Annotated in this window: 5 protein-coding genes; 3 read left to right on the top strand and 2 right to left on the bottom strand. The window is 63.9% G+C overall.

Annotation, left to right across the window (positions count from 1 at the left end):
* Window positions 1-78: 78 nt before the first annotated feature.
* A complete protein-coding gene (locus AB4P94_RS24240) occupies window positions 79-1,251 on the top strand; it encodes an MFS transporter (RefSeq protein WP_395607834.1) in 1,173 nt (390 codons plus the stop codon).
* Here AB4P94_RS24240 and AB4P94_RS24235 read toward each other — a convergent pair whose 3' ends face one another.
* Both AB4P94_RS24235 and AB4P94_RS24230 read right to left on the bottom strand, forming a co-directional pair.
* The gene (locus AB4P94_RS24235; RefSeq protein ID WP_395607833.1) at window positions 1,252-1,617 is read right to left on the bottom strand and encodes a type II toxin-antitoxin system HicB family antitoxin; all 366 of its coding nucleotides are present in this window, start codon (window positions 1,615-1,617) and stop codon (window positions 1,252-1,254) included.
* A complete protein-coding gene (locus tag AB4P94_RS24230) occupies window positions 1,614-1,865 on the bottom strand; it encodes a type II toxin-antitoxin system HicA family toxin (protein ID WP_395607832.1) in 252 nt (83 codons plus the stop codon). The genes AB4P94_RS24235 and AB4P94_RS24230 overlap by 4 nt, the downstream gene beginning before the upstream one ends.
* Window positions 1,866-2,074: 209 nt before the next feature.
* Here AB4P94_RS24230 and AB4P94_RS24225 point away from each other — a divergent pair, with 209 nt between their 5' ends.
* A complete protein-coding gene (locus AB4P94_RS24225) occupies window positions 2,075-12,277 on the top strand; it encodes an amino acid adenylation domain-containing protein (protein WP_395607831.1) in 10,203 nt (3,400 codons plus the stop codon).
* On the top strand, window positions 12,274-15,441 hold the full coding sequence (locus AB4P94_RS24220; RefSeq protein ID WP_395607830.1) for an amino acid adenylation domain-containing protein: 3,168 nt from the start codon (window positions 12,274-12,276) through the stop codon (window positions 15,439-15,441). The genes AB4P94_RS24225 and AB4P94_RS24220 overlap by 4 nt, the downstream gene beginning before the upstream one ends.
* Window positions 15,442-15,529 lie beyond the last annotated feature (88 nt).

Here is a 15,529-nt window from a genome sequence, read left to right as displayed (position 1 = left end):
ACATACGCGTCGTATGTATTCTGCCTTGATACTGTGAGATAGCAAGTTTCAAGGCGCTTGAGGAAGAGGTAGAGCAGGATGGCAAACCCCTACGCCGAGTTGTTCCAGGTCCGTGGCGCACGCGCTTTTGTGCTGGCGGGCATGCTTGCACGCATGCCGGTGTCCATGACCGGGATCGGCTTGATCACCATGCTCTCGCAAGTGCATGGCGGCTATGGGCTGGCGGGTGCGGTGGCGGCGGTGTTTGCCCTGGCCACCGCATTTTGCGCGCCGCAGGTTTCACGGCTGGTCGACCGTTACAGCCAGGGCAGGGTGCTGCCGATTGCTGCGCTGACCGGCGGCGGGGCGTTGTTGATGTTGCTGCTGTGCACGCGCTTGCAGGCCCCGAGCTGGCTGTTGTTTGTGTTTGCGGCGCTCGCCGGGTGCATGCCGAACATGTCGGCCATGGTACGGGCGCGCTGGTCCGAGCTGTATCGCGGGCAACCCAAACTGCAAACCGCATTTGCCCTGGAGTCAGTGCTCGATGAGGTGTGTTTCATCATCGGCCCGCCGATTTCCGTAGGCCTGAGCGTGGTGTTGTTTCCAGAGGCAGGGCCTCTGGTGGCGGCACTGCTGCTGGCGGTGGGCGTGACCACCTTTGTGCTGCAGCGCGAGACCGAACCGCCGGTGCATGAGCACCATGATCATCATGGCCGCTGGCTGATCGCCTCGCCTTCGGTGCTGATCCTGATGATCCTGCTGCTGGCAATGGGCGTGATTGTGGGGGTGGTGGACGTGGTCAGTGTTGCCTTCGCCCAGCATCAGGGCCAACCGGCGGCGGCGAGTATCGTGCTCTCGGTGTACGCCATTGGTTCGTGCCTGGCGGGGTTGGCCTTCGGCACGCTCAAGCTCAAGGCGCCACTGCCCCGGCAGTTTCTGTTCTGTGGTGTGGCGACGGCACTGACCACCTTGCCGTTACTGCTGGTGGCCCATATCCCCGGGCTGGCCGTGGCGGTTTTTGTCTCCGGGTTGTTCTTCGCCCCCACGTTGATTGTGTCCATGGCCCTGGTGGAGCAAATCGTGCCACCCAGCCGCCTGACCGAGGGCATGACCTGGCTGATCACCGGCCTGAGCATTGGCGTGGCCATTGGCGCGGCCAGTTCCGGTTGGATGATCGACCACTTCGGCGCCACCAGCGGGTTCCGGGTGGCGCTGACGGCGGGCGCGGTGGTGTTGGGGGCGGCACTGCTGGGCTATCGACGGCTGGGTTAGTCAGCCGATCGCCGGATGGGGATCGGCGCCGTGGTGCTGCAAAAACTCATTCAGCGCCTGACGCGTCAGATCATTGAGCGTGACTTTCTTGCGGGTCGCCGCCAGGGCCGCAGCCAAGTGCAGGTCATGGCCCACCCGTACGTTGAACGAGCCTTTGCAGGGCTTTTCCGGTGTTTGCCCCAAGCTGTGGCACGTCGCGAGGTAATCGTCCACGGCTTCACGAAAGGCGGCGTCCAGTTCGGCGACGGTTTTACCTTCATAGCTGACCAGCGCCTTGATGAACAGAACCTTGCCGAACAGGCAGTTGTCTTCGAGGCTGGCTTCGATAGAGCCGATGTAGCCGTTGTGTTTCAGTTGGTTGTTCACTGAATCAGTTCTCCTGATTTCAATTGTTCGATGATCTGGCGCCGAATGTAGTGCCTCAGTTCGTTGCCGGGGTGAGGCTTGTGCAAGGTGATCATTGCACTGGGGTCACCGATGTCGAATTTGACGCGGCTTCCTGCCCCTTCAATTTGTGTGTAGCCCAGCCGACGCAACAGCGTTACGAGTTCAGGCCAGGTAAATGCCATGTGCTCATTGAGCAGTTTGGCCAGCAGCTTTTCATTTTTGGACACGGCGTTCCTTGCCTGTAACTAAATGTAGTTGCAAAAAGTGGTGTGCGTCAATGCTAGCGCGTGCATGCATGCCTTGCCTGAGATTGATGTAACCCTTGATGACACCCAGCTTTTCTCCTCCCATCCCCCGCTAATTTTTCCTTCCCCGGTTCGTTTTATAGGGACGACGTGCCTTTGTGCTACTTGCCTATTGCTCCGGACTCCAACACATGAATGCTGAAGACTCCTTGAAACTTGCTCGCCGGTTTATCGGGCTGCCTCTGGAAAAACGCCAATTGTTCCTGCAAGCCTTGCAGAAAGAAGGTGTGGATTTTTCCCGGTTTCCGATTCCGGCAGGGGTGGAGGTCGAGGATCGCCAGGCACTGTCTTACGCGCAGCAACGCATGTGGTTTCTCTGGCAACTGGACCCGGCCAGCGGCGCCTATAACTTGCCAGGAGCGGTACGGCTCAAGGGTGCGTTGAACCTCGGCGCGATGGAGCAGGCGTTCGCCAGCCTGGTGCTGCGCCATGAAACCTTGCGCACCGTGTTCCAGCGTCAGGCCGACGACCGCCTGGTGCAGGTCGCTGTCGAACCGTCACTGGCAATCGAGACGCTGGATTTGAGCACCTTGGTGCCTGCCGAGCGTGAACAGGCCGTCAGCGCGGCCGCCACCCGCCAATCGCTGCTGCCCTTCGACCTGGAACACGGGCCGTTGCTGCGCGTGCAATTGCTCAAGCTCGATCATCATGAGCACGTGTTGCTGCTGACGCTGCATCACATCGTCTCCGATGGCTGGTCGATGAATGTGCTGATCGACGAGTTCATCCGTTTTTACGATGCCCATGAGCGCAATGACACGCCGCAACTGCCGGCGCTGCCGATCCAGTACAGCGACTACGCCTTGTGGCAGCGCCGCTGGCTGGAAGCGGGGGAACAGGCGCGCCAGCTGGACTATTGGCAAGCCCGCCTGGGCGACGAGCATCCGGTGCTGGAACTGCCCACCGACCGCCCGCGCCCGGCCATGCCGAGCTATCAGGGCACGCGACACAATTTTGCCATCGACCCGGACCTGGCTGCGCAACTACGCAGTTGTGCGCAAAAACACAATGTCACGTTGTTCATGCTGCTGCTCGGTGCGTTCAACGTGCTGTTGCATCGCTACACGGGGCAGGGCGATATCCGCATCGGCGTGCCCATTGCCAACCGTAATCGCGGTGAAGTCGAGGGGCTGATCGGCTTCTTCGTCAACACCCAGGTCTTGCGCACTGAACTCACCGGGCAGACCCGCGTCACCGAGTTGCTGCAAGGTATCAAGGAGCACGCGCTCGGTGCCCAGGCTCATCAGGAATTGCCGTTCGAGCGCCTGGTGGAAGCCTTGAAAATCGAGCGCAGCCTCAGCCATACGCCGCTGTTCCAGGTGATGTACAACCATCAGCCGGTGGTGGCAGACATTGCTGCGGTCAGCACCGCATCCGGCCTGGAGCTGGCCCTGGTGGAATGGCAGGGCCGCACCACACAATTCGACCTGACCCTGGACACCTACGAGAAGTCCGGCACCCTGCACGCTGCACTGACCTACGCGAACGACCTGTTTGACGCGCCGTCTATCGAGCGCATGGCGCGGCACTGGATCAGCCTGTTGCACGCCATGGTGGCTGACGGTGAGCGGCGCGTTGGCGAATTGCCGATGCTGGATGCCGATGAACAGCGCGTGCTGGTGCGTGACTGGAACCGGACGGCGCAAGCGTACCCGACGCACTGCGCGCTCCATCAACTGATCGAGCAGCAGGTTCGACGTACGCCGGATGCGCCGGCGCTGGTGTTCGGCTCAACCACGTTGACCTATGCCCAGCTCGATATCCGCGCCAATCGGTTGGCCAACGCCTTGCGCGAAAAGGGGGTTGGCCCGGACGTGTTGGTGGGTGTCTGTGTCGAGCGCTCGATCGAAATGGTGGTCGCTCTTTTGGCCATTCTCAAGGCCGGCGGGGCCTACGTCCCCTTGGACCCGGAGTACCCCCAGGACCGCCTCGCCTACATGATCGAAGACAGCGGCATTCAGTTGCTGCTGACCCAACAAAGCCTGCAGGCCTCCTTGCCCGGCGAGGGTATCCAGGTGATTGCTCTGGACGCTTCGCACGATTGGCTTGAAGGCTACGGCACTGAAGCGCCAGCGGTTGCTGTGCACGCACTCAACCTCGCTTACGTGATCTACACCTCCGGCTCCACCGGCAAACCCAAAGGCGCCGGCAACAGCCATCGCGCGCTGGTCAACCGGTTGTGCTGGATGCAGCAGGCTTACGCCCTGGCGCCGAGCGATGCGGTATTGCAGAAGACCCCGTTCAGCTTCGACGTGTCGGTATGGGAATTTTTCTGGCCATTGATGACCGGCGCACGCCTTGTGGTGGCCGCCCCGGGCGAACACCGCGAGCCGGCCCGCCTCATCGAAACCATTGGCCGCCACGGCATCACCACCTTGCACTTCGTGCCGTCGATGCTTCAGGCGTTCATTCACGAGCCGGGCGTACACGCCTGTGCGGGCCTCAAGCGCATCGTGTGCAGCGGCGAAGCCCTGCCACTGGACGCCCAGTTGCAAGTGTTTGCCAAGTTGCCAAACGCCGGTTTGTACAATCTCTACGGGCCGACCGAAGCTGCAATCGACGTGACCCACTGGACCTGCGTCGACGAAGGCGCCGACAGCGTGCCCATCGGCCGTCCGATTGCCAACCTCGCCACTTACGTGCTGGACGCCCAACTTAACCCAGTACCGGCCGGTGTGTCCGGCGAACTCTACCTGGGCGGCACAGGCCTGGCCCGCAGTTACCACCGCCGTGCGGCACTGACTGCCGAGCGCTTTGTGCCGAGCCCGTTCATTGCGGGCGAGCGCCTGTACCGCACTGGCGACCGCGTGTGCCAGCGTGCCGACGGCGTGATCGAATACCTGGGGCGCCTCGACCATCAGGTCAAGTTGCGCGGTTTGCGCATCGAGTTGGGGGAAATCGAGACGCGGCTGATGCAGCACCCGAGCGTGCGTGAAGCGGTGGTGCTGGTACAGGGCGGCAAGCAGTTGGTTGCCTACCTGGTCCTTGAAAGCCAGGCGCCCGCCGATCTCAAGGCGTGGCTGCTCCAGAGCCTGCCGGAATACATGGTGCCGACGCACCTGATCACCCTGGACAGGCTCCCGGTCACCGCCAATGGCAAGCTGGACCGCAAAGCCCTGCCACTGCCGGATGCGGCACCGCAACAGGCATTTGTCGCGCCGCAAAACGACCTGCAAAAAGCCCTGGCGGCGATTTGGGTCGATGTGCTTGGCGTCGAACAGGTTGGCCTTGAAGACAACTTTTTTGAGCTGGGTGGCGACTCGATCATCTCCATCCAGGTGGTCAGCCGTGCGCGTCAGGCGGGCATTCGCCTCAGCCCGCGCGACCTGTTCCAGTACCAGAGCATCCGCAGCCTGGCGCTGGTCGCCGCGTTTGAGCAGGCCCGTGTCATTGACCAAGGCCCGGTCAGCGGCGAAGTGATCCTGACGCCGGTACAGCACAGCTTTTTTGCCCAGGCGATCCCGGCGCGTCATCACTGGAACCAGTCCTTGTTGCTGACCCCGCGCGAGCACCTCGAACCGGCCCGGCTGGAAGCCGCGCTGATGCAAGTGATCAACCATCACGACGCCCTGCGCCTGCGCTTTGTGCAGCGGGCGGGCGAGTGGCAGCAAACCCATGGCGCGCCGGTCACCGGGCCTGTGTTGTGGCAGTCCGTTGCCGCAGACGACAGCGCGTTGGCCGCGCTGTGTGACGAAGCCCAGCGCAGCCTCGACCTGGCGCACGGCCCGTTGTTGCGCGCGGTTCTGGTCGCCATGGCTGACGGCACCCAACGCTTGCTGCTGGTGGTGCACCACCTGGTGGTTGACGGTGTGTCGTGGCGCATCCTGCTGGAAGACTTGCAACAGGCTTGCCGCCAGGTGCCGCTGCCGGCCAAGACCAGCGCCTATCAGCACTGGGCCGGGCAGTTGCAAGCCCGCGCGCTGACGCTCAGCGAGCAACTGCCTTACTGGCAGGCGCAAACCGCCGACGCCGAGCTGCCGTGCGACAACCCTGAAGGCGGGCTGCAAAACCGCTTGGGCTGCAAAATTGAAACCCGCCTCGACGCGGCCTATACCCGCCAGTTGCTGCAAGACGCGCCGGCAGCGTACCGCACGCAGGTCAACGACCTGCTGCTGACCGCCCTGGCGCGTGTGATCAGCCGCTGGAGCGGGCAAGCTGCGGCGCTGATCCAGCTGGAAGGCCATGGCCGTGAAGACCTGTTCCACGACGTCGACCTGACGCGCACCGTCGGCTGGTTCACCAGCTTGTTCCCGGTACGCCTGCAGGCGGACGGCGAATTGTCGAGCGCGATCAAGTCGGTCAAGGAACAGCTGCGTGCCATACCCGACAAGGGCCTGGGCTATGGCCTGTTGCGCTACCTGGCTGCACCTGAGGTGCGTGAAACCCTTGAAGGCCTGGCTGCGCCGCGCATCACCTTCAACTACCTCGGCCAGTTTGATCGCCAGTTCAATGAATCGGCACTGTTTGTCCCCGCCACTCAAGGCAGCGGCCAGGCTCAGGACGCCGAAGCGCCTTTGGCCAACTGGCTGACGGTGGAAGGGCAGGTGTATGGCGGCGAGCTGGCGTTGCAGTGGGGCTTCAGCCGCGAGATGTTCCAGGCGTCGACACTCCAGCGCCTGGCGGATGAATACACGGTTGAACTCAAGGCGTTGATCCGCCATTGCTGCGACACGCCCGCCGGGCAGGTTACGCCGTCGGACTTCCCGCTGGCACGCCTGAGCCAACAGCAATTGGACCGTTTGCCGGTGGCCGGCCCGGCCATCGCCGACCTTTACCCGCTGTCGCCCATGCAGCAGGGCATGCTCTTCCACACCCTGTACGAACCTGAAGCCCAGGCTTACATCAACCAGTTGCGCCTGGACATCGAAGGCCTCGACCTGCTGGCCTTCGGGCGTGCCTGGCAGGCCGCGCTGGACCGCCATGACATCCTGCGCAGCAGCTTCCACTGGCAGGGCCTGGACAGCGCTCATCAGGTCATCCACCGTCAGGTGGACCTGCAACTGCAGGTGATTGAAGACCCGAATGCCGATTTCGACGCCCTGGCCGATGCCGAGCGTGAGCGCGGGTTTGAGCTGAGTAGCGCACCGCTGTTTCGCTTGATGCTGGTACGCGGCGCCGGGGCGGCCTGGCACCTGATCTTTACCAGCCATCACATCTTGATGGACGGCTGGAGCAATGCCCAACTGCTCGGCGAAGTGATCTCCCACTACGCAGGCCAAACGTTGCCTGCGCCCTTGGGGCAGTTCCGCGATTATCTGGGGTGGCTGCAACAGCAAACCTCTGGCGAAGCGTTCTGGAAAGCCGAGCTGGCACCGTTGCAAGCGCCTACCTTGTTGGCAGAAGCGCTGCGCGCACCGGTGGGCGGTACTGGCATGGCCGACCATCACGTGACGCTGGACAGCGCGTTCACCCGTGCCCTCGGTGATTGCGCCCGCCACCATAAAGTCACCCTAAACACCGTGCTGCAAGGCGCCTGGGCCCTCTTGCTGCAACGCTACACCGGCCAGGCTTGCGTGGCGTTCGGCGCCACCGTCGCCGGGCGTTCGGCGCCGCTGCCGGGAATCGAGCAGCAACTGGGGCTGTTTATCAACACCTTGCCGATCATCAGCGCGGCCTCGCCGGCCCGGCCGGCCGCCGAATGGCTCGGTGAGCTGCAAGCCCTGAACCTGCGCCTGCGCGACCATGAACACACGCCGCTTTACGACATCCAGGGCTGGGCCGGCCAGCAAGGTACAGCGCTGTTCGACACCTTGCTGGTGTTCGAAAACTTCCCGGTCGCCGAGGCATTGAAACAGGGCGCCCCCGCCGGGCTGACCTTCGGCAGGCTGCACAACCACGAGCGCACCCACTACCCGCTGACCCTGGGCATCGAGTTGGGTGCCAGCCTGCGCCTGGAGTTCAGCTACGACCGCGCCCGCTTCAGCGCGCAACAGGTCGCCCAATTGAGCGCCAACCTGCAACACCTACTGGCGCAACTGGTGGCGGACGCCCGTGTGCCGCTTGGCAACCTGCGCTTGCTCGACGAAAGCGCGCAAGCCAGCTTGCTTGCGATCAGCCAATCCCCTCGCGCAGCCGAGCGGCAAGTGCGCGTGCACGAACGCATCGCCGCCCAGGCCGACGCTACGCCCGATGCGCTGGCGGTGCAGGCGGGCGATGAGCGCCTGACTTATCGGCAGCTCAATCAACGCGCCAACCGCCTGGCGCACCGCCTGCTGGCACTGGGCGTGGGCGCGGGGCAGCGCGTGGGCCTGGCTTCGCGGCGTGGGTCGCAGTTGATCGTCAGCCTGCTGGCCGTGCTCAAAAGCGGTGCTGCCTATGTGCCGCTGGACCCTGCCTACCCGGCCGAGCGCCTCGGTTACATGCTGACGGACAGCCGCCTGAGCCTGCTGCTCAGCGAAACCGGGTTGCTCGCGGGCCTGCCATTGCCCCCAGGCCTGAACCGTGTGGACTTCAGCGCACACGGCGAAGAACTGGCGGGCTACCCGGCGACCAATCCGCCGAATCACGCAACCCCCGCCGACCTGGCCTATGTGATCTATACCTCCGGTTCCACCGGCCAACCCAAAGGCGTGGCCATCGACCACGGCGCGCTCGACCAGTTCTGTGACACGGCGGCGCACTACAGTGCGCTGACACCCACCGACCGCGTGCTGCAATTTGCGACGTTCAGCTTCGACGGGTTTGTCGAGCAGTGCTACCCACCGCTGTGCGTCGGCGCGGCACTGATCATGCGCGGTGACGAGGTGTGGGACGCCGGGCTGCTGGCCCGTGAAATCGTCGAGCAAGGCGTGACCCTGGCCGACCTGCCTGCGGCCTATTGGTACCTGCTGGCCAAGGAGTGTGCCGCCCATGGCCGCACGCTGGGCCGGCTGCGCCAGGTGCATGTCGGTGGCGAAGCCATGGCCGTGGAAGGCGTGCGCGCCTGGCACGCGGCCGGTTTGGGCGGCGTGCGTTTGCTCAACACCTATGGCCCGACCGAAGCCACCGTGGTGTCCAGCGTGCATGACTGCCAACTGGCGGATGCCAATGATGCCTATGGCATACCCATCGGGCGCGCCATCGAAGGGCGCGCGCTGTACGTGCTGGACAGCAGTTTTGAAGGCTTGGCGAACTGCGGCGTCGGTGAGCTGTGCATTGGGGCCTCGGCCGGTCTGGCCCAGGGCTATTTCGACCGCCCGGCGCTGACGGCTGAACGCTTCCTGCCGGATCCGTTTTCCGGCGTGCCGGGGGCACGGCTCTACCGCAGTGGCGACCTGGCGCGGTACAACGAAAACGCGGCGCTGGAATACGTGGGGCGTATTGACCATCAAGTGAAGATCCGCGGGTTCCGGATCGAAATGGGTGAAATCGAAGCGTGCCTGCAAGCCATGCCCGAGGTGCGCGAGGCGGCCGTGATCGCGCAGCAGGGGCCGACCGGCGCGCAACTGGTCGCGTATGTGGTGCCACAGGCGAATCCCCTGGAGGCGTCCGTTTTGAAAGCGAGGTTGGGCGAATCCTTGCCGGTTTATATGGTGCCCGCTCACCTGGTAATGCTCGAAGCGCTGCCGTTGAACAACAACGGCAAGCTGGACCGTAAGGCCCTGCCACAACCGGATATCAGTGCACGGCAAAGCGACTATGTGGCGCCGCAAACGGCTCTGGAAATCCAGGTCGCCGAGGTGTGGCAAACCGTATTGGAGCTGGATCGGGTCGGGCTGGACGATCACTTTTTCGAGCTGGGCGGGCACTCGTTGCTGGCGACGCAAGTGGTCGCGCGCTTGAGGCCGGTGCTGGCCTGCGAGCTGACCTTGCGTGACCTGTTCGGTGCGCCCCGTCTGGCGGACTTTGTGGCTGCATTGGCAGCCAGGACCGCGCAGGGTGGCTCGGCGACCCACATTCCACTGGTAGCCCAAGGTAAAAAAACCAGCGCGGCACTGTCGCTGGTGCAGCGCCGCCTATGGGTAGTGGAGCAGCTTTCCCAGGCCAGTGGCGCCTATGGCATGCCGCTGGCCGTGCGCCTGCGCGGCGAGCTGTCGGTGCCACGGCTGGTCAGCAGCCTGGCGCAAGTGGTTGCCCGCCACGAAACCCTGCGCACCGCCTACATCACGGATGAGGAGGGTGATCCGCTCGCCGTGATCGCCGCGCACGTCGAGGTGGATTTGCCGCTGTTGGACCTGTCGTCTCTGGACCCCGCCGAGCAGCAGCGTCGCGTCGCCGACGCCGTTGAAGCCAATACCCGCCAAGCCATCAGCCTGTTGCAGGCGCCGTTGCTGCGCGGGCACGTGCTCAAGCTGGGGCCTACCGAACACGTCTTGCTGTATTCGATGCACCACATCATCTCCGATGGCTGGTCGATGGCGGTGCTGGTCAACGAGCTGGTGAGTCTCTATGGCCGGGCGACGGCGGGGGTGAATGAGCCGCTGCCCGCCTTGCCGATCCAGTATTCCGATTACGCGCACTGGCAGCAGCAGCTTCAACAAGCTGGCGTGCTGACGGCGCAAGCGCGTTACTGGGAACAGGCGTTGGCCGGACACAGCGGCGTGTTGCAATTGCCCACCGATCGGCCTCGGCCACAAGTGCCCAGCCACGCGGGCCGGGACCTGAGTTTCACGCTGCCGTCTGCGTTGCATGAAGGGCTCAAGGCCTTGTCGGCGCGTGCCGGCGTCACCCTGTACAGCACGATGCTGGCCGCGTTCCAGGTCATGCTGCACCGCCTCAGCGGCAGCGATGACGTGCTGATCGGCGCCGACGTTGCCGGGCGCCAACAGCCCGAGCTGGAGGGGCTGATCGGCTTCTTCGTCAACATCTTGCCGCTGCGTTCGATCTTCGCCGCGCAGCAGCCGTTCAGTGCTTTCCTCGCCACCACCCAAGGCACCGCGCTGGACGCCTTTGACCATCAGGACCTGCCGTTCGACATGATCGTGGAAGCCGCCTCACGTCCGCGCCAACGTGGGTTCAACCCGCTGGTACAGGTGCTGTTCGTGATGAACAACCTGCCGGTGCAGAGCGGCCGAATGGACGGGATCGAGGTTGAGGTGCTGCCAGGCCGCAGTGGTTATTCCAAATTCGATATGGCCCTGTTCCTCGACGAGGATGCAGGCGGCCTGCACGGTACCTGGCAGTACGCCAGCGACCTGTTTGAACAACAACGCATCGAGTCATTCGTCAACGCCTGGACGGGAATGCTTGAACAGATTGTGTGTGATCCGAACATTCAATTAGGGGATATCACCATGCCTACCCACACCCTGGAACCCACCCCGGCGCCTGTACCGCCAGCCATCAAGGCCGACAAGCTGGGCAAGTTCCTGAAGAAAAACCAAAGCCGTACCGACAAGCCCGCCGGCGCCTTGATGCGTGAATCGCTGCTGGTACCCGGGCAGGATTTTCCACTGCTGATGGAGCCCATGGATCCGGGACTGGACCTGGTGGCCTGGATCAAAGATAACCGCGCGCTCGTTGAAGAAAAGCTGGCGCGCCATGCGGGGATTCTGTTCCGCGGGTTTGCCCTGCGCGACATCCACGACTTCGAAGCCTTCGCCGAGGCCGTGCAGCCAGGCCTGTATGGCCAATACGGTGACTTGCCGAAAAAAGAAGGCGGCAAAAACACTTACCGTTCCACGCCGTACCCCGAAAAGAAAATGATCCTGTTCCACAACGAAAGCTCCCATCAGGACCGCTGGCCGCGCAAGCAACTGTTCTTCTGCGAGCAGCCGTCGCCGGTGGGCGGCGCCACGCCGGTCGTGGACTGCCGGCAGATGTACCTCAAGTTGCCGGCCGCGATTCGCCAGCGTTTTGAAGACAAGGGGTTGCTTTACGTGCGCACCTTTGCCGACAAGCTTGACGTGTCCTGGCAGCACTTTTTCAAGACTGACGTGCGGGCTGACGTCGAGGCGCGCTGCCTGGCGGCCGGCATCGCGTGGACCTGGCTGGACAACGATGAACTGCAGATCCGCACGCCGTGCCCGGCGATCATCCGGCACCCGGTGACCGGGGAAAAAACCTTTTTCAACCAGGTTCAACTGCATCACATCTTCTGTTTGGACCCGGATGTACGCGAAGACCTGCTGGCGCTGTTCGGCGAGCAGCGCATGCCCCGTCACGTTTACTACGGCGACGGCTCACCGATTGAAGACGAGGTCATGGCGCTGGTGGGCGAGCTGTACGAAGCCTGTGCCGTGCGGTTTGACTGGCACAAGGGTGACGTAATCCTGCTGGACAACATGCTGGCTGCCCACGCCCGCGACCCCTTTGAAGGGCCGCGCAAGATTGTCGTGGCGATGGGCGAAATGATTGAACGCAGTGCGCTGCACGTGGCGCACCGCGAGACCGATAAGGAAGAGGCCGGAGCATGAGTACTGCACAACAGGGAAGCGTGGACGCAGGGCTGGCGTTGCTGGCCGAGCAACAACAGCATCTGGATGCACGCGAGCAGGGCGCACGCTGGGGTGACCTGGCCCACTGCCTGAAACTGGACATTCGTGGCGAGCTGGACCCGCTGCGCCTGCAGAACGCGCTGGACAGCCTGGTGCTGCGCCACGAAGCACTGGCCGCGCAATTTGCGCCGGTCAGCGGCTATCACGGCCTGCGCCAGCGGGTGGCGCAGGCGCAAGCCGTGAGCTTGACCCAATGGCTCGACGTGGCGTCGCCGCAACAAGTGAGTGCACGCCAGCAGCAATGGCTGCAACAGCCGTTGCCACTGATCGGTGCGTTGCTGCAGCGCCTGGAAACGGAGCATTGGCAGTTGCTGGTGGGCGTGGCGCGCTATGCGGCCGATGCCGGTACGTTGGCCCTGATCCAGCAGGACCTGCTGGCAGCGTATGGGCGGCAAGCCTATGCCGAGGACGAGCCGGGGCAGTTTTCCCAGTACCTGGAATGGCGCGGCGAAGTGATCTTCGACGAAGACGCCGACACCGCCAAGGCGTACTGGCAGCAGTATTTGCAAGGCCCCGAACCGCAGGTTGCCGGGCCGGATTTGCCTTATCGCCTGGCGTCCACCGAGGTTATGCCCGCGCAGCGTTTGAGCGTACCGCTGGATCAGTCCCTGCTGGCGCGCTTGCGCACACAGGGGCAACCGCTGGAGGTGCTGATGCAAGCCGCCTGGTGGGTACTGCTGGCGCGCATCAGTGGCCGGGAATCGTTCCTCGCAGGCTGGCGCCACGATGCCCGCCAGGATTACGAGTTCTTCAGCAACAGCCTGGGCCTGTTCGAAAAAACCCTGCCCCTGGCACTGCGTATCGACCCGGCCAGCCCATTCCGTGACCTGTTAAACACTTTGGCCGCGCAGCTGGATCAGCACTGCACCTGGCAGGAATACCTGGCACCGTTGTCGTTCCCCCAACAGGCCAAACCCGCCATCGGCTTTGGCCGCCGGCAGGTGACGGCGCCGCAGGCAGCAGCAGGTTTGGTATGGACCGGCAGCGACCTGCCGGCCCGCGCGCCGGAATTCGAATTGGCACTGCAGCTGGACGTCACTGTGGCCGGCGAACCTCAAGGCGTATCACTGGACTTCAACCCGGCACACTACACCCCGCAAGCCATCGAAACCCTGTTGGGCCAATACCGGCAATTGCTGCACAGCATTGCCGACAAACCGGATGAAACCATCGCGCGCCTGAACCTGCTGGACGCCGACGAAAAAAGCCGGCTACTGGCACTCAATCCCCCGGCGCAAGCGTTGAACGCGCCGCTGTTGCCGCAACGGATCGCCGCGTGGGCCCGCCAGACACCGGACGCCGTGGCGTTGGTCGCTGCGGGTGAGTCGCTCAGCTACGCCGCACTGGAGGCCCGCGCCGCACACGTGAGTGCCGAGTTGCTGCGCCAGGGCGTGGGGGCGGGGTCGGTTGTCGGCCTGGCATTGCCGCGCTCGGTGGAGCTGGTGGTGGCTATTCTCGCCACCTGGCGCGCGGGCGCGGCTTATGTGCCGTTGGACCCGCAATGGCCGGCGGCGCGCCAGGCGCAAATCGCCCGGCAGGCCGACGCGCGCTTGATTTTGACCGCACACACGCCGGGCCAGGGCGACCCGCTGGCTTCGTTCAACGTGCTCAACCTGGCTGCGTCGACGTTCGACGGGCCAGTGGTACCGCCGGTTTCCCCGCAGGCGACGGACGTTGCGTACGTGCTGTTCACCTCCGGCTCCACCGGGCAGCCCAAGGGCGTGGTGATCGAGCAGGGTGCGTTACTCAACTACACCGCGAGCAGCAGCCAGCAATTGGGCCTGGGCGCGTGCCGCCATTTTGCGTTCAGCTCCACGGTAGCGGCAGACCTGGGCAACACTGCCTTGTTTGGCGCGCTGTACAACGGCGCTACCTTGCATATCGCCGACGATGCCACCCTGCAAGACCCTCAAGGCTTCGCCGGCTTTGTGCGTGAGCACGCTATCGATTGCCTGAAGATCGTGCCCTCGCACCTGGCGGCGTTGCTGGAAGCCGAGAGCGCCGTGTTGCCCGGCACACTGGTGCTGGGCGGTGAAGCCATCGGCGCAAGCCTGGTGCAGCGCATTCGTCAGGTGCTGCCCGATTGCCGGGTGTTCAACCACTACGGCCCGACCGAAGCGACCGTGGGGGTCATGGTACATCCCTTGGCGCCGGGTGAAGACGTGGCCCATGGCGTGCCGTTGACCCAAGTGTTGCCCGGCAATCAGGTGTTTGTACTGGGTGCCGACGCACAGTTGCTGGCGACGGGCGAGCTCGGCGAGCTGTTCATCGGTGGCCAACAGCTGTGCCGTGGCTACCTGAACGCCGAGGCCGACAGTGAAGCGTTTATCCCTAGCCCGTGGGTGGGCGGCGAGCGTCTTTACCGCACGGGCGACCTGGCCCGTTACCGGGTTGAAGGCGGCGTGCAGCTGTATGGCCGGCGTGATCATCAGGTCAAGGTGCGGGGTTTTCGGGTTGAGCTGGGCGAGATCGAAGCGCAACTGCTGCAATTGCCTGAAGTGAGTGAGGCGGTGGTCGTGCTGGTCCAGGAGGAGCCGCAAGCGTTTGTGGTCGTGCGGGCCTCGGCGGGCGAGGAGGTCGTGGCCGGGTTGAAAGCCCAACTGGCGCAACGCCTGCCGGCGGCCATGGTGCCCCGCCAGATCCTTAGCCTTGAACGCATGCCGCGCCTGCCCAACGGCAAGGTTGACCGCAAAGCGTTGCAGCAGGCTCAGCCGGTGGTTTCGCGGGCGGCGTATGTGGCGCCACGGGATGCGCTGGAAACGTTGTTGTCCACGCGCATGGCGCAGTTGATCGGCCTGGAGCGGCTGAGCATCGACGAGGACTTCTTTGCCGCCGGCGGGCATTCCCTGTTGGTGATCAAGCTGGTGGCGGGTATTCGCAAGTTGCTGCAGTGCGAGATCCACCCCGGTGTGGTGTTTGACCACCCCAGCGTTGCAGCGCTGGCAGAGGTGCTGCGCGAGCGCGAAGGTGTCGCGGGGCAGTTGGAGAAGATTGCCCAGGCGCGCTTGCGGCTGGATGCAATGAGCCCGCAGGAGAAGGCCGCGCTGATGGAAAAAGCCCGCCAGGCGCAGGCGAGTCTGTAACCGATGATTTGTGGTGAGGGGGCAAGCTCTCTCACCACCGGCTAACGGCACCCAAGCCTCGAACTAGCGTAAGTCAGAGATAGAACAG

This window comes from Pseudomonas sp. B22129, assembly GCF_044218875.1.
GTDB lineage: Bacteria > Pseudomonadota > Gammaproteobacteria > Pseudomonadales > Pseudomonadaceae > Aquipseudomonas.
Note: the sequence above shows the minus strand (reverse complement) of the source record. Positions and strands in the feature narration are given on the sequence as shown.

What these genes read in the sequence shown, in the direction of transcription:
- AB4P94_RS24225 (WP_395607831.1), top strand. Translation starts at nt 2,075, where the DNA reads ATGAATGCTGAAGACTCCTTGAAACTTGCTCGCCGGTTTATCGGGCTG.
- AB4P94_RS24240 (WP_395607834.1), top strand. Translation starts at nt 79, where the DNA reads ATGGCAAACCCCTACGCCGAGTTGTTCCAGGTCCGTGGCGCACGCGCT.
- AB4P94_RS24220 (WP_395607830.1), top strand. Translation starts at nt 12,274, where the DNA reads ATGAGTACTGCACAACAGGGAAGCGTGGACGCAGGGCTGGCGTTGCTG.